At 66.8% G+C, this 21,363-nt stretch carries 18 protein-coding genes; 14 read left to right on the top strand and 4 right to left on the bottom strand.

The window, feature by feature from the left end:
- Positions 1 to 61: 61 nt before the first annotated feature.
- The 8 genes from JGR78_RS02565 to trpB all read left to right on the top strand — a co-directional run bounded on the left by JGR78_RS02565 (position 62) and on the right by trpB (position 7,571).
- The gene (locus JGR78_RS02565; RefSeq protein ID WP_182791381.1) at positions 62 to 565 is read left to right on the top strand and encodes a DUF2244 domain-containing protein; all 504 of its coding nucleotides are present in this window, start codon (positions 62 to 64) and stop codon (positions 563 to 565) included.
- 78 nt (positions 566 to 643) lie between these two features.
- Positions 644 to 1,912, top strand: coding sequence for a TCR/Tet family MFS transporter (locus JGR78_RS02560; RefSeq protein WP_182791382.1), 1,269 nt, complete (start codon positions 644 to 646; stop codon positions 1,910 to 1,912).
- Positions 1,905 to 2,807, top strand: coding sequence for an alpha/beta hydrolase (locus tag JGR78_RS02555; protein WP_182803982.1), 903 nt, complete (start codon positions 1,905 to 1,907; stop codon positions 2,805 to 2,807). The genes JGR78_RS02560 and JGR78_RS02555 overlap by 8 nt, the downstream gene beginning before the upstream one ends.
- Positions 2,808 to 2,993: 186 nt before the next feature.
- On the top strand, positions 2,994 to 4,673 hold the full coding sequence (gene rpsA / locus JGR78_RS02550; protein ID WP_182791384.1) for a 30S ribosomal protein S1: 1,680 nt from the start codon (positions 2,994 to 2,996) through the stop codon (positions 4,671 to 4,673).
- Positions 4,674 to 4,832: 159 nt separating this feature from the next.
- On the top strand, positions 4,833 to 5,129 hold the full coding sequence (gene ihfB / locus JGR78_RS02545; RefSeq protein WP_182791385.1) for an integration host factor subunit beta: 297 nt from the start codon (positions 4,833 to 4,835) through the stop codon (positions 5,127 to 5,129).
- A gap of 96 nt (positions 5,130 to 5,225) precedes the next feature.
- Positions 5,226 to 5,648, top strand: coding sequence for a lipopolysaccharide assembly LapA domain-containing protein (locus tag JGR78_RS02540; RefSeq protein WP_182803980.1), 423 nt, complete (start codon positions 5,226 to 5,228; stop codon positions 5,646 to 5,648).
- Entirely contained in the window at positions 5,648 to 6,328 is a 681-nt protein-coding gene (locus tag JGR78_RS02535) for a phosphoribosylanthranilate isomerase (protein WP_182803977.1), read from the top strand. Before JGR78_RS02540 ends, JGR78_RS02535 begins: the two co-directional genes overlap by 1 nt.
- Before the next feature lie 16 nt (positions 6,329 to 6,344).
- Positions 6,345 to 7,571, top strand: a complete 1,227-nt coding sequence (trpB, locus tag JGR78_RS02530; RefSeq protein ID WP_182791388.1) for a tryptophan synthase subunit beta — start codon at positions 6,345 to 6,347, stop codon at positions 7,569 to 7,571.
- 3 nt (positions 7,572 to 7,574) lie between these two features.
- On the opposite strand, the gene JGR78_RS02525 is transcribed toward trpB, so the two are convergent.
- The 3 genes from JGR78_RS02525 to pth all read right to left on the bottom strand — a co-directional run bounded on the left by JGR78_RS02525 (position 7,575) and on the right by pth (position 9,323).
- Positions 7,575 to 8,165 carry a DUF4893 domain-containing protein gene (locus JGR78_RS02525; protein ID WP_182803975.1) on the bottom strand — a complete coding sequence of 197 codons (591 nt, stop codon included), beginning with the start codon at positions 8,163 to 8,165 and terminating at the stop codon, positions 7,575 to 7,577.
- A gap of 12 nt (positions 8,166 to 8,177) precedes the next feature.
- Complete coding sequence (locus tag JGR78_RS02520; RefSeq protein WP_182791390.1) at positions 8,178 to 8,552, bottom strand: DUF2237 family protein; 375 nt, start codon at positions 8,550 to 8,552, stop codon at positions 8,178 to 8,180.
- Between the two features lie 87 nt (positions 8,553 to 8,639).
- Positions 8,640 to 9,323, bottom strand: a complete 684-nt coding sequence (pth, locus tag JGR78_RS02515) for an aminoacyl-tRNA hydrolase (RefSeq protein ID WP_182804022.1) — start codon at positions 9,321 to 9,323, stop codon at positions 8,640 to 8,642.
- Between the two features lie 137 nt (positions 9,324 to 9,460).
- On the opposite strand from pth, the gene JGR78_RS02510 reads away from it, so the two are divergent.
- Complete coding sequence (locus tag JGR78_RS02510) at positions 9,461 to 10,090, top strand: ATP-dependent Clp protease proteolytic subunit (protein ID WP_182791391.1); 630 nt, start codon at positions 9,461 to 9,463, stop codon at positions 10,088 to 10,090.
- A 154-nt stretch (positions 10,091 to 10,244) separates the two neighbouring features.
- Positions 10,245 to 11,510 carry an ATP-dependent Clp protease ATP-binding subunit ClpX gene (gene clpX / locus JGR78_RS02505; protein ID WP_182791392.1) on the top strand — a complete coding sequence of 422 codons (1,266 nt, stop codon included), beginning with the start codon at positions 10,245 to 10,247 and terminating at the stop codon, positions 11,508 to 11,510.
- Positions 11,511 to 12,316: 806 nt separating this feature from the next.
- Here the strand turns inward: clpX and JGR78_RS02500 are convergent.
- Complete coding sequence (locus tag JGR78_RS02500; RefSeq protein ID WP_200559416.1) at positions 12,317 to 13,075, bottom strand: Crp/Fnr family transcriptional regulator; 759 nt, start codon at positions 13,073 to 13,075, stop codon at positions 12,317 to 12,319.
- A gap of 417 nt (positions 13,076 to 13,492) precedes the next feature.
- On the opposite strand from JGR78_RS02500, the gene glf reads away from it, so the two are divergent.
- The 4 genes from glf to JGR78_RS02480 are packed head-to-tail and all read left to right on the top strand — an operon-like array spanning position 13,493 to position 21,350.
- A complete protein-coding gene (gene glf, locus JGR78_RS02495; protein ID WP_200559415.1) occupies positions 13,493 to 15,847 on the top strand; it encodes a UDP-galactopyranose mutase in 2,355 nt (784 codons plus the stop codon).
- Between the two features lie 4 nt (positions 15,848 to 15,851).
- The gene (locus tag JGR78_RS02490) at positions 15,852 to 17,930 is read left to right on the top strand and encodes a glycosyltransferase (RefSeq protein WP_200559414.1); all 2,079 of its coding nucleotides are present in this window, start codon (positions 15,852 to 15,854) and stop codon (positions 17,928 to 17,930) included.
- Positions 17,931 to 17,940: 10 nt separating this feature from the next.
- A complete protein-coding gene (locus JGR78_RS02485) occupies positions 17,941 to 19,041 on the top strand; it encodes a zinc-binding alcohol dehydrogenase (protein ID WP_200559413.1) in 1,101 nt (366 codons plus the stop codon).
- Positions 19,038 to 21,350 (top strand): glycosyltransferase family 4 protein, encoded by a 2,313-nt coding sequence (locus tag JGR78_RS02480; RefSeq protein WP_200559412.1) that lies wholly within the window; start codon positions 19,038 to 19,040, stop codon positions 21,348 to 21,350. The genes JGR78_RS02485 and JGR78_RS02480 overlap by 4 nt, the downstream gene beginning before the upstream one ends.
- Positions 21,351 to 21,363: the final 13 nt, after the last annotated feature.

Genomic DNA, 21,363 nt, shown 5'->3' with positions numbered 1-21,363 from the left:
ACCCCATCGGCCCTGGAGCGATCCGGGGCCGTTTTCCATCCCCGAGGACCGGCAGACCCCCATGCCCTATGCCTGGCAGCCAGACGAGCCTGACGGAACCCGCCGGCTGCTGATCTGGCGCCACCGCTCGCTGACGCCGGAAGGGTTCGTCTGGGTGATCGGTCTGACGGCCGGGGCCCTGACCCTGCCGCTTCTGGCCGTGGTCGGCTCGGCAGTGATGTGGGGGCTTCTGCCCTTCGCGCTGGCGGCGCTGGCGGGATTATGGTTCGCGGTTCAGCGTGACTGGAAAGGCGGCGGCCCGGTCGAGGAAGTCGCCCTGACCCCCGCCGTGATGTCCGTCATCCGCCGCGACCCCGGCCGGGCGGATCGCCACTGGCAGGGCAATCCCTACTGGGTCCGGCTCCGGCTGCGGCGGGATGGGCCGGTCGATGACTACCTCACCCTCTCGGACGGGCAGCGCGAGATCGAACTTGGTGCCTTTCTCAGCCCCGAAGAACGGCGCGCGCTGCAGGCCGACCTGTCGGCCGCGCTGGCGCAGATCGGAAATTCCCGCCTGCGGCCCTGAGTTGCGCGGCGTCCGCGCTTTCTCTTGCGCCCGCCGCATGGCAGAGAGCGGGCAGCATCGCCCCGGGTTTTTTCCTCCATGTCCGAGATCCCCCTTCGCTCCCGCGCCGACCGACGCCGCGCGGCCTTTCGCCGCAAGGCGGGACGGGCGGCGCGGATCTTCGTGCTGCTGACGGTGCTGATCGACGCGACCGGCATGGGGCTGATCTTTCCGGTCATGCCCGACCTGCTGGAGGAATTGACCGGGCAGAACCTGTCGGGCGCCGCCGTCTGGGGCGGCATCCTCGGCACGGCTTACGCGGCGATGCAGTTCCTGTTCGGGCCGGTGGTCGGCAACCTGTCGGACGCCTATGGCCGCCGCCCGGTGATGCTGACCGCGCTGTTCGTGATGACGCTGGACTATGTGCTGCTGGCCCTGGCCCATACCGTCACGCTGATCCTGATCGGCCGCATCGTCGGCGGCATCATGGCCGCGACCCATGCGACGGCGGCGGCCTACATGGCCGACATCTCGACACCCGAGGAAAAGGGCCGCAACTTCGGCCTGATCGGGGCGGCCTTCGGGGTGGGCTTCGTGCTGGGGCCGGTGCTGGGCAGCCTCGCCTCGACCATCGACCTGCGGGCGCCCTTCTGGATCGCGGGCGGGCTGGCCTTCGCCAACATGATCTTCGGCTGGTTCGTCCTGCCGGAAACGGTCACGCGGTCCATCCGCCGGCCCTTCAACTGGCAGCGCGCCAATCCGCTGGCGTCCTTTTCGGCAATCGGCAAGCTGCCGGGAATCGCCCCCCTGCTGGCCGTCTATGCGCTGTTCAACCTTGCCAGCTATGTCTACCCGGCAGTCTGGAGCTTCTTCGGCAAGGCCCGCTTCGGCTGGGACCCGCTGCATATCGGCCTGTCGCTGGCGGCCTTCGGCATCGCCATCGCCTTCGTGCAGGGCGTGATGGTCGGACCCGCCATCCGCCGCTTCGGCGCGGGCCGCACGGTGGTCGTGGGCTTTGCGCTGGAAATCGCGGCGCTCGTCTTCTACGGTTTCGTCACCAGCCCGGTTCTGGCGCTTGCGCTGACCCCGCTGGCCGCCATCGCGGGATTGGGAGGACCGGCCTTGCAGCAGATCATGTCGAACCTCGCCCGCGACGACCAGCAGGGGGAATTGCAAGGCGTGCTGTCCTCGGTCGCGGCGGTCGCGATGGGGCTGTCGCCGCTGATCATGACCGGTATCTTCGCCTTCTCCACGCGGGAAAACGCGGCGTTTCATGCGCCGGGGATGCCCTTCCTCGCCGCCGCCGCGATGATGCTGCTGGCGCTAGCGGTCTTCGTCATGGCCCGCAGGGCTGCACGCCATGACTGACAGGGCGGGCTCGCGCGAGATGCGGCGTCTGGGCAAGCTGGCCCGGGCCATGATCCAGCCCTTCGCCAAGCGTCCCTGGCTGATCCGGCCGCTGATGCGCTCGGGGCTGCTGGCCCGCGACTTCCCGCTGCCCCGCCGCACCCGGCGCGAGCTTTCCACGGAACTGCGCCGGGTGCAGGGCCGCAAGGTCTGGACACTGGCGCCGAAGGACGCGGCCAGGGACGCGCCGCTGATCCTTTACCTGCATGGCGGGGCCTATGTCTGCGGGATCACCACGGTGCATTGGCATTTCCTGACCAGCCTTGCACAAAGGAGCGCGGTGATCGAGGTGCCGCTTTACGGCCTCGGCCCGAAGCATGATTTCCGCGAAGCCTATGCGCTGCTCGACGAACTCTGGGCCGGGATCGCGCAGCGCCATCCCGGTCGGCCGGTGACGATCATGGGCGACTCGGCCGGCGGAGGGCTTGCGCTGGGTTTTGCGTTGCACCTGCGGGACAGCGGCCGGAGCCTGCCCGAAAGCCTCGTGCTGCTTTCCCCCTGGGTGGACATCGCCTCAACCGACCCGCAGGTGGATGAGCGCAGGCAGGACGACCCGATGCTGGCGCGGGCAGGCGCAGAACTGGCCGCCAAGGTCTGGGCGAATGGTGCGGACCCGGACGATCCCCGGCTCAGCCCGATGAACGGCGACCTGACCGGCCTGCCGCCGACCGACATCTACCAGGGCACCCGTGACATGCTGCGCCCGCAGGTCGAGGCGCTGGCGGACAAGCTGCGCGCGGCGGGGGTGCGGGTGGACCTGACGCTCTGTCCCGGCGGGCTGCATGTCTATCCGATCTTCGACACCCCTGAAAGCAAGGCTGCGCGGGACCGCATCTCGGCCCGCCTGGCGGGCTGACACCTTGCCAGCGACGCGGCTTTCGGCTATGGGGCTGATCCAAGTCTTGTGAACGACATGGCCAGAACAGGCCGCTTTGGAACGGGTCGGGCTTTTGCCGCGACCCTTTCGCGTTACGCAGGGCAGACAGACCGGCGGAGCCAACCGCATGGCCAGCAACCCGACTTACAAGGACACACCTGCCGCATGGCGAAACAAACATCCATGGAGGAATTCGAAGCCCTCCTCAACGAAAGCTTCGAGATCGACACCCCGGACGAAGGTTCGGTCGTCAAGGGTCGCGTCCTCGCCATCGAGGCGGGGCAGGCCATCATCGACGTCGGCTACAAGATGGAAGGCCGCGTCGATCTGAAGGAATTCGCCAACCCCGGCGAAGAGCCGAACCTGAAGGTCGGCGACGAGGTCGAGGTTTACCTGGACCGCGTGGAAAACGCCCGCGGCGAAGCCTCGATCTCGCGCGAGAAGGCTCGCCGCGAGGAAGCCTGGGACCGTCTGGAACAGGCCTACGCCAAGGAAGAGCGCGTCGAAGGCGCCATCTTCGGCCGCGTCAAGGGCGGCTTCACCGTCGATCTGGGCGGCGCCGTGGCCTTCCTGCCCGGTTCGCAGGTCGATGTCCGCCCCGTGCGTGACGCAGGTCCGCTGATGGGTCTGAAGCAGCCCTTCCAGATCCTCAAGATGGATCGTCGCCGCGGCAATATCGTCGTGTCGCGCCGCGCCATCCTGGAAGAAAGCCGGGCCGAACAGCGTGCCGAGGTCATTTCCAACCTGCACGAAGGTCAGGTTGTCGATGGCGTCGTCAAGAACATCACCGAATACGGCGCCTTCGTCGATCTGGGCGGCGTGGACGGCCTGCTGCACGTCACCGACATGGCTTGGCGCCGCGTGAACCACCCCTCGGAAATCCTGTCGATCGGCGAGACCGTCAAGGTCCAGGTCGTCAAGATCAACAAGGAAACCCACCGCATCAGCCTCGGGATGAAGCAGCTCCAGTCCGATCCGTGGGACACGGTGAGCGACAAGTTCCCGCTCGGGTCCGTCCACAAGGGCCGCGTGACCAACATCACCGACTACGGCGCCTTCGTGGAACTGGAAGCCGGTGTCGAGGGTCTGGTCCACGTTTCGGAAATGAGCTGGACCAAGAAGAACGTCCATCCCGGCAAGATCGTCTCCACCTCGCAAGAGGTTGACGTCATGGTGCTGGAGATCGACGAGCAGAAGCGCCGCGTCTCGCTTGGCCTCAAGCAGACCATGCGCAACCCGTGGGAAGTCTTTGCCGAAACCCACCCGGCCGGCACGCCCATCGAGGGCGAGGTCAAGAACATCACCGAGTTCGGTCTGTTCGTCGGCCTGGAAGGCGACATCGACGGCATGGTCCACCTGTCCGACATCAGCTGGGACCAGCGCGGAGAGGATGCGATCCAGAACTATCGCAAGGGCGACACCGTCCAGGCGGTCGTTCAGGAAGTCGATATCGACAAGGAACGCATCAGCCTGTCGATCAAGGCCATGGAAAACGACACCATGTCCGAGGCCGTTGATGGCGTGAAGCGGGGCGATGTCGTCACCGCCGAAGTCACCGCGATCGAGGATGGCGGGATCGAGGTGGAGTATAACGGCGTCAAGTCGTTCATCCGCCGCTCGGACCTTGCCCGCGACCGTCAGGACCAGCGCCCCGAGCGTTTCTCGGTCGGCGACAAGGTCGATGTGCGTGTGACCAACATCGACACCAAGACCCGCCGTCTGGGCCTGTCGATCAAGGCTCGCGAGATCGCCGAGGAAAAGGAAGCGATCGACCAGTATGGCTCGTCCGATTCGGGCGCCTCGCTGGGCGACATCCTTGGCGCGGCGCTGAAGAACCGCGGCTGAGGCACGCTTCAGGACAAGATCGGCCGTCCCCCGCGGGGGCGGCCTTTTTCATTGTGGGGATTGCGGCGGGGCAGAAAACTTGCAACCTTTTCAGTCCGGTCGCGTTTGAAACCTTATTCGTGTCCCGCGCGGCCGACCTATAACGAGAACAGGGCGCCCATGATCCGTTCCGAATTGATTCAGAAGATCGCCGAGGAAAATCCCCATCTTTTCCAGCGCGATGTCGAACGGATCGTCAGCACCGTCTTCGACGAGATCATCGACGCCATGGCCCGCGGAGAGCGGGTCGAGCTTCGCGGCTTCGGGGCCTTTTCGGTCAAGCAGCGGCAGGCGCGTCAGGGCCGCAACCCGCGCACGGGCGAAACCGTGCAGGTGGTGGAAAAGCATGTGCCCTTCTTCAAGACCGGCAAGCTACTGCGCGATCGGCTGAACGGGCTGGATCAGCAGGACGAGTGAGGACGAGGCGCGCGTGGCTGTTGCACCCGCCGCCGGGTTGAACGAAACTGCGCCGCGATGCCCGGCCGTTCGGGCCGGAAGGTGAAGGTCTTTCCCATGCGCTATCTGCGGATGCTGTTTGTCGTGCTGCTGGCCGTGATCCTGATCGGCGTGGCGCTGGCCAACCGGCAACTGGTGACGGTCAGCCTGTTTCCCGATCGGGTGGACGGCTTCATTGCCGGCGACTGGTCGGCGCAGATGCCGCTGTTCCTGGTGATCATCATGTCGCTTCTGATCGGCATGATCCTGGGGCTGATCTGGGAATGGATGCGCGAATCGGTCCTGCGTCGGGAATCGGCCCAGCGCGCGCATGAGCTTCAGGTGCTGGAACGCGAGGTCGGCCAGGTCCGCAAGACCCATCACGCTCCGCGCGACGAGGTTCTGGCGATCCTCGACGCATCAAAAGCCAAGGCAGGCCCCGTCCCGGCTGTCGTCACCACGCGCACCACCTACGCGCCCGCCCTGCCCGCCCGCCGCTGATGGCGGTCGTAAAGATATGCGGGATCACCCGCCCGGCGGACCTTTCCGCCGTGGCAGAGGCCGGCGCGCGCTATGCAGGACTTGTGTTCTTTCCGAAGTCTTCCCGCCATGTGTCGATCGAGACGGCAAGGACGCTCGCGCTTGCCGCGCCGCCGGGCGTCGCCCGTGTCGGCCTGTTCGTGAACCCCGACGATGCCGCGCTGGAGGCCGTGCTGGAACGCGTGCCACTGGACATCATCCAGTTGCATGGCAGCGAAACTCCTGCACGGGTTGCCGAGGTCAAGGCGCGCAGCGGACTTCCGGTGATGAAGGCCGTGGGCATCGCGGCGGCGGCCGATCTGGACGCGCTGTGGGATTATGGGCTGGCCGCCGACCTGCTGCTGGTGGATGCCAAGGCCTCGCCGGATGCGGCGCTGCCCGGGGGCAACGGGCTGGCCTTTGACTGGCGACTGCTGGCGGGGCGGCGCATGCTCAAGCCCTGGATGCTGGCCGGGGGGCTGACGCCCGCGAACGTGTCCGAGGCTGTGCGGCTGACCGGCGCGCCGATGGTGGACGTGTCCTCAGGGGTCGAATCGGCGCCGGGGATCAAGGATCGCGCCCGCATCCGCGCCTTCGTGAATGCGGCCGAGGGTTCGTCTGGCTTTACGCCCGAGCCGAACGAGCCTAGAACATTCCCCTGACCGAAGGGGACGCATCATGCCCGAAGACCTCATCAACAGCTTCATGACCGGCCCGGACGAACAGGGCCGCTTCGGCATCTTCGGCGGCCGTTTTGTCAGCGAGACGCTGATGCCGCTGATCCTGGACCTTCAGGCGGAATACGAACGGGCCAAGACCGACCCCGCCTTCAAGGCCGAGATGGACGAGTTGTGGACGCATTACGTCGGCAGGCCCTCGCCGCTTTATAAAGCCGAGCGGCTGACGGAACGTCTGGGCGGCGCGACGATCTACATGAAGCGCGAGGAACTGAACCACACCGGCAGCCACAAGATCAACAACGTGCTGGGGCAGATTCTGCTGGCGCGCCGCATGGGCAAGACGCGGATCATCGCCGAAACCGGCGCGGGCCAGCATGGGGTGGCGACGGCCACCGTCTGCGCCCGCTTCGGGCTGAAATGCGTGGTCTACATGGGCGCTGAGGACGTGCGCCGCCAGCAGCCCAACGTGTTCCGCATGAAGCTGCTGGGGGCCGAGGTGGTGGCCGTCCAGTCCGGCCGCGGCACGCTGAAGGACGCAATGAACGACGCCCTGCGCGACTGGGTCACGAACGTCCGCGACACCTTCTACTGCATCGGCACCGTGGCGGGGCCGCATCCCTACCCGGCCATGGTGCGCGACTTCCAGCGCATCATCGGCGAGGAAACCAAGGCCCAGATCCTCGAACGCGAGGGCCGGCTGCCCGACACGGTGATTGCCGCGATCGGTGGCGGGTCCAATGCGATGGGGCTGTTCCATCCCTTCCTCGACGACCGTTCCGTGCGGATCATCGGGGTCGAGGCCGGGGGCAAGGGCGTGGACGAGACGATGCAGCATTGCGCGTCCCTGACCGGCGGGCGGCCGGGCGTGCTGCACGGCAACCGGACCTATCTTTTGCAGGACGAGGAAGGACAGATCCTCGAAGGCCATTCCATCAGCGCAGGGCTGGATTATCCCGGCATCGGGCCGGAACACGCCTGGCTGCGCGACGTGGGCCGCGCCGAATATGTCAGCGTGACGGACAGCGAGGCGCTGGCCGCCTTCACCCTTTGTTGCGAAACCGAAGGCATCATCCCGGCGCTGGAACCCTGCCATGCGCTGGCCCATATCGCCAAGATCGCGCCCGATCTGCCGCAGGATCACCTGATCGTGCTGAACCTCAGTGGCAGGGGCGACAAGGACATCTTCACCGTCGCCCGTCACCTGGGCGTGCAGGTCGAGGCGTAAGCCTCAGCGCGTCATCACCAGCACGTTCAGGATCGATTCGCGGTAGGGCAGCGGCAGGATCAGCCGCGCCTGCCCCTCGCCCGTGACTTCCAGCACGCCCACGTCAGGCAGCGTCTCGCTGGACTGGGTGTCGATCTCGGCCGGGAAATCGTCATAGCGGCGGGGTTGCTCGCCCTGCACGAAGGTGGAACCGAGATAGATCCAGCGGCCGTCGAGCGGCCGGATCGTCCCGCTGGTCCGCTGCGAGCCGGTCAACTTGTCGAAATGCAGCACACCGTCCCGCGCCTCGATCCGGCAGCGGAACGGGGGGTAGGCCACCACGGCCATGTTGCCGCCCATCTTGGTCATGCTGCAGCGCCAGTCGCCGGTCAGCGTTTCGGCCAAGGCAGGATCGGCGGGCATCGCCGGGCCGCGCAGGGCGTTGGTGGCAAGGACAACATCCTCGTCGCTGCCGATGGCAAGCACCTGCCGCAGCGCCCGACCGGTGGCCGTATCAAGCTGGTCCATCCGCGCCTGATCGTCGGGCCGGATTTCCTGTGCGGCAACGGGAACGGCAAGCGGGACGGTCAGCGCCAGCGCAAGAAGCCTTGCCATGTTCGACCTTCCTTACTTCGCCGCGTCAACCGCATGGGCCCGCAGCAGTTCCAGCGGCACGATGTCGGTGGCCCGGACATGGGTGGCCGACAGCACGACCTTGGGGGCCGCGAACTCCTGCGCCGCCTGCAGGAAGCGGCCCGCGCAGACGCACCAGCGGTCGCCTGCCTTCAGGCCCGCGAAGCCGTATTCGGGGCGAGGCGTGGACAGGTCGTTGCCGAGGTATTTCGAGAAGGCCAGGAATTCGGCCGTCGCAACCACGCAGACCGTGTGGCTGCCGCGATCCTCGGGGCCGGTGTCGCAGCAGCCGTTGCGGTAGAACCCGGTCAGCGGCCGCGCCGAACAGGGCTGGAGCTTCTGGCCCAGGACGTTGACCGAGGGTTCCATCGGGGCTTCCTTCTTCGGCGCCGGACCAGGGCTTCGCCCCCTCGTCCTATACGACGATTTCAAGATATTTATACAAAGAAGAACGAGCTAGCGAAAACGGTTGCCGAGCGCGCGCAGGCGGTCAGCCATGCCGAGGGGCTGAAGGTCCGGCTTCGTTCCTGCCTCGGCGGGCTTTTCGACAGGGCGAGACGGCTTCTGGGGGGCGAGTGCGACCCGAGCGGCCAGCGCCGTGCCGAAAGCCGCGCCGTCGCCTCGCGCAAGGGCCTCGGCCCCGTCCGAGATACCGCGCAGGAGGTCGTCCAGCATCGCCTCCTCGGCCTTGGCGAAGTCGGAAAGGACGTATCCGCTGACCTTGTCCTTGTGGCCGGGGTGGCCGATGCCGACCCTGAGGCGGCGGTAGTCCTCTCCGATATGCTGGTGGATCGAACGCAGCCCGTTGTGGCCGGCGTGCCCGCCCCCGGTCTTCAGCCGGCAGGTGCCGGGCGCGAGGTCGAGTTCGTCGTGCAGCACCAGCACCTCGGCGGGGGTGAGTTTCAGATAGCGCATCGCCTCGCCCACCGACTGGCCCGACAGGTTCATGAAGCTCTGCGGCTTCAGCGCAGTAACGCGCTGCTCGCCCAGCCGGCCTTCCGCCACGAGGCCCTGGAAGCGCGATTTCCACGGCGAGAAGCCGTGGTCGACGGCGATCCGATCCACCGCCATGAAGCCGATGTTGTGCCGGTTGCCGGCATATTTCGCGCCGGGGTTGCCCAGTCCCACCATCAACAGCATCGGCATTTCCCGCGCATTCGACCCATCCCTTGCGGTGGACCTCGCCTGTAACTAAGACTCTGTCAAGTTTTCGCCCCTATGAAAGACCGGAACAGGACGGTCGGCGGCGAATCGAAATCAGCAAGCGACGGGGCGAGATGCAGGATCCGGCAGAATACTACATGAACACGCTCGTCCCCATGGTCGTCGAACAGACCAGCCGTGGCGAACGGGCCTATGATATCTTCTCGCGGCTGCTCAAGGAACGGATCATCTTTCTGTCCGGGCCGGTGCATGACGGGATGTCCACGCTGGTCTGCGCGCAGCTTCTGTTTCTTGAGGCGGAGAACCCGTCCAAGGACATCAGCATGTACATCAACAGCCCCGGCGGCATCGTGACCTCGGGGCTGTCGATCTACGACACGATGCAGTATATCCGCCCGCGGATCTCGACGCTGGTGATCGGGCAAGCAGCGTCCATGGGCTCGCTGCTGCTGGCGGCGGGGGAAAAGGGGTCGCGCTATTCGTTGCCCAACAGCCGGATCATGGTCCACCAGCCCTCGGGCGGGTTCCAGGGCACGGCCTCGGACATCCTGATCCACGCGCAGGAAACCGAGAAGCTCAAGCGGCGCCTGAACGAGATCTATGTCAAGCACACCGGCCGCACGCTGGAGGAGGTCGAGCAGGCGCTGGAACGCGACCGCTTCATGTCCCCCGACGAGGCGAAGGACTGGGGTCTGATCGACGACATCCTGGATGCGCGAGGCAAGGCCGTTCCCGAAACTTGAGCGTCCGCGCGCCCGCCAGGGAAAAGCGGGATTGTGACGGACGACTGCCCTGCATAGATTGGGCGGACAACCATAAGGCGCCCTTGGGCGCACGCCGAACCGCGCGGATGGCCTGATCCGCCCGCGCGGTCCCTGACAGGCAAGGATGACGACCATGGCAAACCAGCCCGGCGGCGACAGCAAGAACACGCTCTACTGCAGCTTCTGCGGCAAGAGCCAGCATGAGGTTCGCAAGCTTATTGCGGGTCCGACCGTGTTCATCTGCGACGAATGCGTCGAGTTGTGCATGGACATCATCCGCGAGGAAACGAAAAGCTCGGGGCTGAAGACCGGCGACGGTGTGCCGCCCCCGCGCGAGATCATGGCGGTCCTGGACGACTATGTGATCGGCCAGGAACACGCCAAGCGGGTGCTGTCGGTCGCGGTTCACAACCACTACAAGCGGCTGAACCACAGTTCCAAGTCTGATATCGAGCTGGCGAAATCGAACATCCTGCTGATTGGCCCGACCGGCTGCGGCAAGACGCTGCTGGCGCAGACGCTGGCGCGGATTCTGGATGTGCCGTTCACGATGGCGGATGCGACCACGCTGACCGAGGCCGGTTACGTGGGCGAGGATGTCGAGAACATCATCCTCAAGCTGCTGCAGGCGTCGGAATACAACGTGGAACGCGCCCAGCGCGGCATCGTCTACATCGACGAGGTCGACAAGATCACCCGCAAGTCCGACAACCCCTCGATCACCCGCGACGTGTCGGGCGAGGGCGTCCAGCAGGCGCTGCTGAAGATCATGGAAGGCACCGTGGCCAGCGTCCCGCCGCAGGGGGGCCGCAAGCATCCGCAGCAGGAGTTTCTGCAGGTGGACACGACCAACATCCTGTTCATCTGCGGCGGCGCCTTTGCGGGGCTGGAACGGATCATCGCCCAGCGCAACAAGGGCACGGCGATGGGCTTTGGCGCATCCGTCAAGGACAACGACGACCGCGGCGTGGGCGAGGTGTTCAAGTCGCTTGAACCCGAGGATCTGCTGAAGTTCGGCCTGATCCCCGAGTTCGTCGGCCGCCTGCCGGTGATCGCCACCCTGACCGACCTGGACGAAGAGGCGCTGATCACCATCCTGACCCAGCCCAAGAACGCGCTGGTCAAGCAGTATCAGCGGCTGTTCGATCTTGAGGACGTGAAGCTGACCTTCACCGAGGACGCGCTGAAGGCGATTGCCCGCCGCGCGATCAAGCGCAAGACCGGCGCCCGGGGTTTGCGGTCCATCATGGAGGACATCCTGCTCGACAGCATGTTCGAACTGCCGGGTCTCGACAGTGTGACCGAGGTGGTCGTGAACGAGGAAGCGGTGGACAATCCCGCCGCCCGCCCGCTGCATATTCATGCGGACTCGAAGGAAAAGCCCGCTGCGGTGGGCTGACGGAACGGCTGTTCTGCAATACTGCCCGGCCAGCCTTCCCGTAAGGTTGGCCGAGTTGATTCAGCAGGACTTCATGCTTGCCGTGAGCGTCAGTCGATAGGCGCGACCTCTGTAACAGTTGGCCCTTGCCGTGCAGCAGGCTGGTCGTTCATTGGCAAAGGGCTGCTGCCGCGTGTGTTGCCGCACGCCCCTCCGTCCATCTACTGAGCCGGCTGCTGGACCGACGGGGCCTCAGGCTTGCCGTAAGCGTGGGCCTGAAAGCAGGGCGTCTATAACAGGGTCCCCTTCCCGTGCAGCGGTGTTCACCCACTGTCTTGCGGAAAGCCCACCATCCATCTGCTGACCTGCTGACCTGCTGACCTGCTGACCTGCTGACCTGCTGACCTGCTGACCTGCTGACCTGCTGACCTGCTGACCTGCTGACGGTTGCCTTGCGTCATTCCCCGATGCAACCGCGTTTCGTCTCAGCGAACCCGCACGGCTCGGCAAGGCTATGCACCCAAACAGAACGCCTTGTTTCCCGACATGAAGCCGAGGTCGTTGGAAAGCCGGGTGACGAGCGTGTCTGCTGCGCGACATTGCCTCGGTCCCCAAGCCAGCCTGATGCGCGCCTTTCTCACCCTGACCGCAGATCGGGCATCACCAGCAGGCAGCCATGAAGCATTGCAGGTCTTGGTCTGCGGTCTATCGAGGCATGGAACACGGGCAAAGGCCGATCGATCCTGCCCGCGCACATTCCGGCTAGGACGTGCAGGGCTGCGGGCAAGCACCGCATCCGTCGTGCCCTTGCCGGAAAACGCGTGCGCTCAGCCCATGGCGGCCTTGTCCATTGCCACGCGCAGGCCGAGCAACTGCTGGATCTCTGCGGCGACAGATGGGGCAAGATAAAGGTAATCGGGCGAATAATGCCCGGCGCGGGCCAGAGCCGGCAGGTTGCCAAGGCTCACGATCCCGTCGGATACCGTGCATAGCCCGTCCAGCCTCAGCTCACCCAGCAGCCGGTTGACATGGACCGAGGTCATGCCGGTAATCTCGGCCAGCTCGTTCTGGGACAAGGGAAGATCGTAGCGGTCGATGCCGCACAACCCCCGCGCATAGAGTCGCACGAACATCTCGATCAGGAAATTCGCCACCCGCGCCTTGCCGGCCAGCCGGCCCAAGCGGAAGATCCAGTAGCGGTGGATCGATGAGTCGATCAGGGACACCCGCCACAACTTGTGGTAAAGATCCGGCTCGGTCTCGCGCAGGGCGTCGAGCCTGTCATGCCCCGTCGCGGTGACCTCGACCTCGTTCAGCGTCACCACGTCATGGTGCAGCCAAGGCAGCACATAGGCATCGATGTCGAAGAAATCGCCGGGGATGTGGATGCCGAGGAACTGCCGGCCGCCCTGCCGGTCCGTGCAGTAGCGGCCGACCATGCCGCGCGTGAGATAAAGGCTGCGGCTCAGCGGGATGCCGGCCTTGATCAGCCGCGTCCGGCCCCGGACAGTGACAGGGTCTGATGCAAGGCTTTCCATGAGCCGCGCTTCCTCGGTGGAGAACAGGTCCGGATAAGAGCGGTTCAACAGCATGGGGTCTTCTTGCCTGTGGATGTTGATCGGCAGGTTGCGGGCCATCGTCGCGAGGCGGGAACCACTGGCGTCAACCAATGTTATCACGTTCAGATGATGCCTTCGTGATCCTTTTATGGCCTACTTCAACGCAATGAGTATCTGCAAGTGGATCGGACGCCACATGGCTCTTGCCGCAACGATGACGCATCTGCCGGGAAAGGCGATTGCCAAGTTGCGATGCTGAAGCATATTCCGCCGGTGGAAGGCGTTGAATCGCGGTCTTTCAAGCTTTTCCGGTCGCAGATTGGCAGCCGGATCTCGGATCATCCCATGAAAAACTCTGCCATGTCACCTTCGGGCGGGCCGGCAATTCCGGACGCACGGCCGCCGCGCGGGGCATGTTCGCCGCGCAGGAAAGGATAAGAAAAAATGCACGACGTTTCGCCCCTGTTGTCCGCAGCGTTCTGTGACGAGCATGGCAGTTCCGCACCCCTGATCTGCTTTTCGCACCTGCGTTGGGATTTCGTGCTGCAACGGCCGCAGCACCTGATGGGCCGGTTCGCCAGAAAGCAGCGCGTGCTGGTCTGGGAGGAGGCGATCCCGACTACCCACCACCTGCCCTATCTGGAATTCCACGCCTTTCTTGGCACCACCGTGCAGGCGATCCGCCCCCGCGTCCCCGACCGCTGGAGCCGCGAGGAGCAGGAAGCCGCCCTGCCCCGGCTGCTCGACCAGATGCTGGCGCTGACCGGCATCAGGCGGCCGGTGCTGTGGTTCTACACCCCGATGATGTGGCCGATAGCGCGGCACGTCGATGCCGCGGCGGTCGTCTATGACTGCATGGACGAGTTGTCGGCCTTCCGCTTCGCCCCGCCCGAACTGCGCCAGCGCGAGGACGAACTGATGGCCGCCGCCGATGCCGTCTTCACCGGCGGCTGGTCGATCTGGGAAGCCAAGCGCCACCGCCACGACAACATCCATGCCTTCCCGTCCTCGGTGGACACCGCCCATTTCGCCACCGCCCGCCGCCCGGCTGGGCCAGAGCCGCATGACATGGCCGGCATCCCGCATCCGCGCTTGGGCTATTACGGCGTGATCGACGAACGGCTGGACCTGGACCTGATCGCCGCCGTCGCCCAGGCCCGCCCCGACTGGCAGATCGTCATGGTCGGCCCGCTCGCCAAGCTGGGCGAGCATGACCTGCCCCGCGCCCCGAACATCCACTGGCTGGGACAGAAGGACTATGCCCATCTGCCGGACTATCTGGCCGGCTGGGACGTGGCGCTGATGCCCTTCGCGATCAACGAGGCCACGCGCTTCATCTCGCCCACCAAGACGCCCGAGTATCTGGCGGGCGGGCGGCCGGTTGTTTCGACCGCGGTGCGCGACGTGCAGCGGCAGTATGGCGACATCGCCGCCGTCCATGTCGCCCATACGCATGACCAGTTCATCGCCGCCTGCGAGGCCGCGCTGCAGCAGGCCCGCCAGCCCGGCGCCTGGCGGGACGAGGCCGACCGGATGCTGTCCTCGATGAGCTGGGACGCCACCTTTGCAGCCATGGCCGCCCAGGTGGCCGCCGCCGCACGGCGCCGGGTTGAGCCGGCGCCGCTGGACCGCTTTCCCGCCCCCGGCATCCGCCGCGGCGCCCGCGGCTATGACGTGACCATCTGCGGCGGCGGCTTTGCCGGTTCGGTGCTGGCGCGGAAGCTGGCCGAGGATTCCGGCCAGCGCGTGCTGGTCGTGGACAAGCGCGAGCATATCGCGGGCAACGCCTATGACCACCGCGACGCGGCGGGCATCCTCGTCCACCGCTACGGCCCGCATATCTTCCACACCAACAGCGACGAGGTGGTGGGTTTCCTGTCCCGCTTCACCGACTGGCGGCCCTATGAGCATCGGGTGCTGGCGCAGGTGGGCGACAGGCAGGTGCCGATGCCGATCAACCGCACTACGCTGAACCAGCTTTACGGGCTGTCGCTGTCCTCGGACGAGGAGGCAGCCGCCTTCCTCGCCTCGCGGGCCGAGCCGGTGGCCGACATCAGGACCTCGCGCGACGTGGTGGTGAACGCGGTCGGGCGCGAGCTTTACGAGACGTTCTTCCAAGGCTACACCCGCAAGCAATGGGGGCTGGACCCAAGCCAGCTGGACAAGTCCGTGACCTCGCGGGTGCCGACGCGGACGAACACCGACGACCGCTACTTCACCGACAAGTTCCAGGCGATGCCGCGCGAGGGCTTCACCCGGATGTTCGAGCGGATGCTGGACCATCCCCTGATCGACATCGCGCTGGGGACGGACTTCCACGACCTTAAACCCGCGGACCGGGGGGCGCTGACGGTCTATACCGGCCCGATCGACGCCTATTTCGGGCATCGCTTCGGGCACCTGCCCTATCGCAGCCTGGCCTTCCGGCACGAGACCCTGCCCCAGCGCAAGCTGCAGCCGGTGGCGGTGGTGAACTATCCGGCCGAGGACGTGCCCTGGACGCGGATCACCGAATACAAGCACCTGACCGGCCAGGTGCATCCGATGACCTCGATCACCTATGAATACCCTTCGGCCGAGGGCGAGCCTTACTATCCGATCCCGCGTCCTGAAAATCAGGAACTGTTCCGCCGCTACGACGACCTTGCCCGTGCCGAGCGCGGCGTGATCTTCGCCGGGCGGCTGGGCAGCTACCGCTATTACAACATGGACCAGGTGGTCGGGCAGGCTTTGGCGACGCATCGCCGGCTTGCCGCCGAGCTTCTGCCTGCAGCGGCGGCGGCGCTGGGGGCAGAATAACATCATGCGAGCCCTGCTCGTTACCGACAGCCCCGAACCCTCGGGGGTGGGCGAACACATGTTGATCTTGGCCGCCGCCCTGGCGGCCGAGGGCGTTCAGGCCGTGCTGGCCTTTCCCGACCATGACGCCGGCCGCCGGCTAGTGGACCGGGCGCAGGCAAGCGGCCTGCCCGCACGGATTGTCATGGGCGACTGGCACCGCGCCATCGCGCAGGCATGTGCCGACCTCGTCCATGTCCACGCCGGCATCGGCTGGGAAGGCCACGAACTGACCCGTATCGCACGCGATACGGGTGCAGCCGTGATCCGCACCGAGCATCTGCCATGGCTGCTCACCGAACCGGGGCAGATCCGCGAATACGCCGCAGCCTCGGCCCATGTCGATGCGGTCATCGCCGTCTCGCGCGAGGCGGGCGAGGGCTGGCGGCGTGCGGCAAGGCGGATGCCCGGTCCGCGCCTGCCCGTGGCCGCCATCGCCAACGGGATCAAGCCCGCCGCCCTGCCCCGCGCGGATGGAAATGCCGCGCCGACCATCCTCTGCGTCGGCCGCTTCACCCCGCAGAAGCTGCACCGGACGCTGATCGTGGCGCTGGCCCGCCTGCACTGCCGCGGCACGCCCGCGCGCCTGCAACTGGTCGGCGGCGGGCCGCTGCAGGAAAGGCTGGAACTGCTGGTCAGGCGGCTCGACCTGACCGCTTCGGTGGATTTCCTCGGCCGCCGCGACGACGTGCCCGAACTGATGTCTCGCGCCGACGTCTTGGCCCTGCCGTCCGCCTTCGAGGGGCTGCCGCTGGTCCTGCTCGAGGCGATGGCGCTTGGGCTTCCGGCGGTTGCCACCCGTATCGGCGGCAGCGTCGAGGCGCTGGGGCCGGACCACCCGTGGCTGGTCCCCTTCGGGCGGTCGCGGGACCTCGCGCAAGCTCTTGAAGATGCACTCGACAATCTCGAAAGGCGCGCCATAACTGCAAGCCGACAGGCCGCGCGCTTTGCGCAGCGGTTCACGGCGGCGCGGATGGCCGCGGACACTGCAAGAATATATCGCGCCGCATTGCGGCATCGGACCGGGGACAGAATGGACAGAGTGAGACTGGGCTTCATCGGCGCGGGCGGCATCGCCCACCGCCATTTCGGCGTGCTGGAAACCATGCCCGACGTGGCCGTGGTGGCCGTGACCGATCCCGACCAAGGTCGGGCCGAGGATGCCGCCCGGCGCATGGGCGCGACCGCCTATCCCGATTTCGATTCCATGCTGGCCGACGCCGACTTGGACGCCGTCTATATCTGCATCCCCCCCTTCGCCCATGGCCCCGCCGAACGCGCCTGCATCGCCCGCGGCCTGCCCTTCTTCGTGGAAAAGCCGATCTCGCTGGACATCGAGCTGGCCGAGGAGATCGCCGAGGAGGTCGCTGCCGCGGGCCTCATCACCGCCGTGGGCTATCACTGGCGCTATCTCGACACGATGGACGAGGCGCGGGCGCATCTGGCCCATAACCCCGCCCATCTGATGCAGGGCTTCTGGATCGACCAGACCCCGCCCCCCGAATGGTGGTGGCGCGAGGACCGATCCGGCGGGCAGGTGGTCGAGCAGGCGACCCACATCATCGACGCCGCCCGCTTCCTGGCCGGTGACGTGACCGAGGTCTTCGGCCTTTCCACCCACCGCGAGCGCGGCGATTTCCCCGGCCTGACCGTGCCGACCGCGACGGCGGCGACGCTGCGCTTTGCCTCGGGCGCGGTGGCGAACCTCGGCTCGACCTGCCTTCTGCGCTGGAACCACCGCGTCGGGCTGCACGTCTTTTCCGACGCCATGGCGCTGGAAATCACCGACCATGACCTGATGGTGGACGTGGGCCAGGGCCGCCCCGTGCGCCACGCCCAGGGCGACCCCGTCTGGCGCGAGGACCGCGATTTCGTCGAGGCCGTCATGGGCCGCGAGAACCGCATCCGCTGCCCCTATGCCGAGGCATTGGAGACGCACCGCGTGGCCCTTGCGATCACCCGTTCGGCCCAGGCCAATGCCCTTGTTAAGATGGAGGTGCTGCGGGCCGACCCGCAGCCCATCTTTCGTCCATCGCTTGCGTAAGGCCCCAACGATGCCGCATGAACACCGCACCGTCCGCAGCCTCGGGATCGAGCGGCGGGGCGAGCCGTTCTTCTTCCACTACGACGAAGGCCCCGCCCCGGACGGCCGCATCCGGCTGGACCTGCTTTATACCGGCTTGTCCGCCGGGACCGAACTGACCTTCATGAAGGGGACGAACCCCTATCTGCACAGCCGCTGGGACGACTGGCAGGGGCTGTTCATCCCCGGCGAGCCCTCGGCCCGCTTCCCGGTCAACTTCCTGGGCTACATGGAAGCGGCGCGGGTGTCGGACGCCCGCGTGCCGGGCTTCCGGGCGGGCGACGTGGTCGGCACGACCTTCGGCCACAAGTCGGGCCACACGGCCGATGCGGCGCATGACCTGCTGCTGAAGCTGCCGCATGGGCTGGACCCCATGCTGGGCATCTTCGTGGCCCAGATGGGTCCGATCGCCGCCAACGGCATCCTGCACGCCGACGCCGAACAGTTCGGCGCCGCCGTTCCCTTCCTCGGCGCGGGGGTGGAAGGCCGCCCGGTGCTGGTCTGGGGCGGCGGCACCGTGGGCCTGTTCTGCGCGATGTTCGCCCGGATGGGCGGGGCGTCGGACATCGTGGTCGTGGACCCCTCGCCCTTCCGGCAGGACATCGCACGGGCCATGGGCTTCGAGGCGATGGGCGAGGATGACGCCGTCCGCCACGCCAAGACCCTGTGGCACCACAAGATCGGGGGGCGCGGGGCGGAATATGTCTTCCAGACCCGCGCCCGTCCCGACAGCCTCAACCGCTGCCTGCAGGCGCTGCGCCCGCAGGGAACGGTGATCGACCTCGCCTTCTACCAGGGCGGCATGGACAGCCTGCGGCTGGGCGAAGAGTTCCACCACAACGGCCTGTCCATCCGCTGCGCCCAGATCAACCGGATGCCGCGTCCCGTGGCCCAGGCCTGGGACCAGCGGCGGCTGGCGGCGGAAACCATCCGCCTGCTGCAGCGCGAGGGCGAGGCCATCCGGCGGCACATGATCACCCATGTGGTCCCGTATGACGACGCGCCCGGCTTCCTGCGCCATCTGGTCAACGACCGGCCCGAGTTCCTGCAGATCGTGTTCGACGCGACATGATGGACGATTTCGCGCAAGCCGCCTTCGACGCGGGCTTCGATCAGGCCTGGGGCGAGATCCCGCCCGACCATTTCCCGCATCCCCACCCGGATGCGGGCAAGATCCGCATCCTCTTCGTCTTCGCCTGGCTGGTCATCGGCGGCGAGGAAACCGAAGTCCGCCTGCTCGCCCGGCACCTGCCGCGCGACCGCTACCGCATCGACGTCATTCCCTGCTTCCGCAAGCCGGGGATGCCGGACCACAGCCACGACCAGCTGCGCGGCCTGGGCATCCACGTCGATACCACCGCCTATGACATGGGCTTCGACGAGACGGTCGATTACCTGCGCCGCAAGTTGTCGGACTTCGACATCGTGGTGTCCTGCCAGGACGTAGCCGACATCTATCCGGCGCTGGAACGGCTGAAGCTGCGCCCACCCCTGATCGAGCATGGCGGGCTTGTCCGCGAGGCGCTGTCAGGCCCCAAGCACTTCACCGCCCGCTATATCGGCGTCTGCGACAGCATCCGCGAGGCTGCCGCGTCCCGGATGCCCGACCGTCCGCATCATGCCGTCGAGATCCCCTCGATGGTGGAGCTGTCCGAGTTCCGCCCCGAGGCTCGCGAACCCGTCCGCGCCGCCCTTGGCGTTGGACCCGACGAACTGCTGGTCGGCTGGGTTGGCCGGCTCGACCGCAAGAAGCGGGTCGAGGACTTCATCGAGGCCGCCGCCATCGTCGCCCGCAGCGAGCCGCAAGCCCGCTTCATCGTGGTGGGCGGACCCGACGCCTTCATGCCCGAATATGCCGACGAGTTGCGCCACCGCGCCCGGTCGCTGGGGCTGGAACGCCGCCTGATCTTCACCGGCGACCGCGGCGACGTGCCGGACCTGCTGGCGGCGATGGACGTCTTCTGCTGGCTGTCGCGCGGCGAGGGGATGCCCCATGTCATTTCCGAGGCGGGCGCGGCGCGGCTGCCGGTGATCGCAACCCCCGACAACGGCGCGCTGGAACAGGTCAGGGACGGCGTTTCGGGTCTGTTCGTTCCGCATGAAGACCCCGGCGCCGTCGCGGATGCCATCCTGCGGCTGGCGCATGATCCGGGCCTGCGCCGCAGGCTGGGCGACAGCCTGCGCACCCATGTCGAGGCGAACCATGCGGTCGAGGTCGTGGTGCCCCGCTGGCAGGCGCTGATCGACGAGGTTCTGGCCGAACAGCGACCGCCGCCCCCGCCCTCGTTGTTCAGCAGCTTCGTGCTGGGGGGCTGGGAAAGCTCGACTCATCGTCACGGCTGGGGCCCGCACCGCGACCTGCTGGCACAGGTCGGCCACGACAGCCATGCGGCGCAGGATTATCTGCAGCTTGCGGCGCTTGGCATTCGCGCCTGCCGCGACGGCGCCCGCTGGCACCTGATCGACCGGGGCGGACAGTATGATTTCTCCAGCTTCACGCCCATGGTCGAGGCGGCGCGGGATACCGGCACCCAGATCGTCTGGGACCTGCTGCATTACGGCTGGCCCGAGGATATCGACATCTGGCGCCCCGAGTTCGTCGACCGCTTCGCCCGCTATGCCCGCGCGGTGGCGGAACACCTCCGCGGCCTGACCGACGACGTGCCCTTCTGGTGCCCGGTAAACGAGATCAGCTTCCACGCCTGGGCTGGGGGGGACGTACGCTACCTGAACCCCTATGGCGCCGGGCGCGGCTACGAGCTGAAATGCCAGCTCGCCCGGGCCGCCATCGCCGCCATGATCGAGCTGCGCGACGTGGACCCCCGCGCCCGATTCGTCCATGCCGAGCCGATGATCGCCATCCACCATGTCGATTGGAGTGGACAGCCCCGCTGGGAAGCGCAGGGCTATCACGACGCGCAGTTCCAGGCCTTCGAGTTGCTGGGCGGCTGGATGTGGCCGCAGATCGGGGGCGATCCCTCCTTCCTCGATATCGTCGGGGTGAACTACTACTGGAACAACCAGTGGATTCACGGCGGCAAGACCGTGGACGTGGACGACGTCATCTACCGGCCCCTGTCCGACCTGCTGTTCGAGGTCGCGGCCCGCTACGGCCGCCCGATGCTGATCGCGGAAACAGGGACCGAAGGAGACCGGCGCGGCCCGTGGTTCGACTATGTCGCGGCGGAAACCCTGCGGGCGCGGGCGCGGGGAGTTCCGGTCGAGGGCATCTGCCTTTACCCCGTCGCCAACCATTTCGGCTGGGACGACGACCGGCTCTGCCCGAACGGTCTTCTGGGCCACGATCCGGCTGGCGGCCGGCGCAGCGTCGATCCGGGACTCGCGGCGGCGCTGTTCCGCTCGGGGCTGGCACGGCGCTGAAGGTCGGCCGCGT

Source organism: Paracoccus sp. MC1862 (assembly GCF_016617715.1).
GTDB lineage: Bacteria > Pseudomonadota > Alphaproteobacteria > Rhodobacterales > Rhodobacteraceae > Paracoccus.
Note: the sequence above shows the minus strand (reverse complement) of the source record. Positions and strands in the feature narration are given on the sequence as shown.

What these genes read in the sequence shown, in the direction of transcription:
- JGR78_RS02565 (WP_182791381.1), top strand. Translation starts at nt 62, where the DNA reads ATGCCCTATGCCTGGCAGCCAGACGAGCCTGACGGAACCCGCCGGCTG.
- JGR78_RS02560 (WP_182791382.1), top strand. Translation starts at nt 644, where the DNA reads ATGTCCGAGATCCCCCTTCGCTCCCGCGCCGACCGACGCCGCGCGGCC.
- JGR78_RS02555 (WP_182803982.1), top strand. Translation starts at nt 1,905, where the DNA reads ATGACTGACAGGGCGGGCTCGCGCGAGATGCGGCGTCTGGGCAAGCTG.
- rpsA (WP_182791384.1), top strand. Translation starts at nt 2,994, where the DNA reads ATGGCGAAACAAACATCCATGGAGGAATTCGAAGCCCTCCTCAACGAA.
- ihfB (WP_182791385.1), top strand. Translation starts at nt 4,833, where the DNA reads ATGATCCGTTCCGAATTGATTCAGAAGATCGCCGAGGAAAATCCCCAT.
- JGR78_RS02540 (WP_182803980.1), top strand. Translation starts at nt 5,226, where the DNA reads ATGCGCTATCTGCGGATGCTGTTTGTCGTGCTGCTGGCCGTGATCCTG.
- JGR78_RS02535 (WP_182803977.1), top strand. Translation starts at nt 5,648, where the DNA reads ATGGCGGTCGTAAAGATATGCGGGATCACCCGCCCGGCGGACCTTTCC.
- trpB (WP_182791388.1), top strand. Translation starts at nt 6,345, where the DNA reads ATGCCCGAAGACCTCATCAACAGCTTCATGACCGGCCCGGACGAACAG.
- JGR78_RS02525 (WP_182803975.1), bottom strand. Translation starts at nt 8,165, where the DNA reads ATGGCAAGGCTTCTTGCGCTGGCGCTGACCGTCCCGCTTGCCGTTCCC.
- JGR78_RS02520 (WP_182791390.1), bottom strand. Translation starts at nt 8,552, where the DNA reads ATGGAACCCTCGGTCAACGTCCTGGGCCAGAAGCTCCAGCCCTGTTCG.
- pth (WP_182804022.1), bottom strand. Translation starts at nt 9,323, where the DNA reads ATGCTGTTGATGGTGGGACTGGGCAACCCCGGCGCGAAATATGCCGGC.
- JGR78_RS02510 (WP_182791391.1), top strand. Translation starts at nt 9,461, where the DNA reads ATGCAGGATCCGGCAGAATACTACATGAACACGCTCGTCCCCATGGTC.
- clpX (WP_182791392.1), top strand. Translation starts at nt 10,245, where the DNA reads ATGGCAAACCAGCCCGGCGGCGACAGCAAGAACACGCTCTACTGCAGC.
- glf (WP_200559415.1), top strand. Translation starts at nt 13,493, where the DNA reads ATGCACGACGTTTCGCCCCTGTTGTCCGCAGCGTTCTGTGACGAGCAT.
- JGR78_RS02490 (WP_200559414.1), top strand. Translation starts at nt 15,852, where the DNA reads ATGCGAGCCCTGCTCGTTACCGACAGCCCCGAACCCTCGGGGGTGGGC.
- JGR78_RS02485 (WP_200559413.1), top strand. Translation starts at nt 17,941, where the DNA reads ATGCCGCATGAACACCGCACCGTCCGCAGCCTCGGGATCGAGCGGCGG.
- JGR78_RS02480 (WP_200559412.1), top strand. Translation starts at nt 19,038, where the DNA reads ATGATGGACGATTTCGCGCAAGCCGCCTTCGACGCGGGCTTCGATCAG.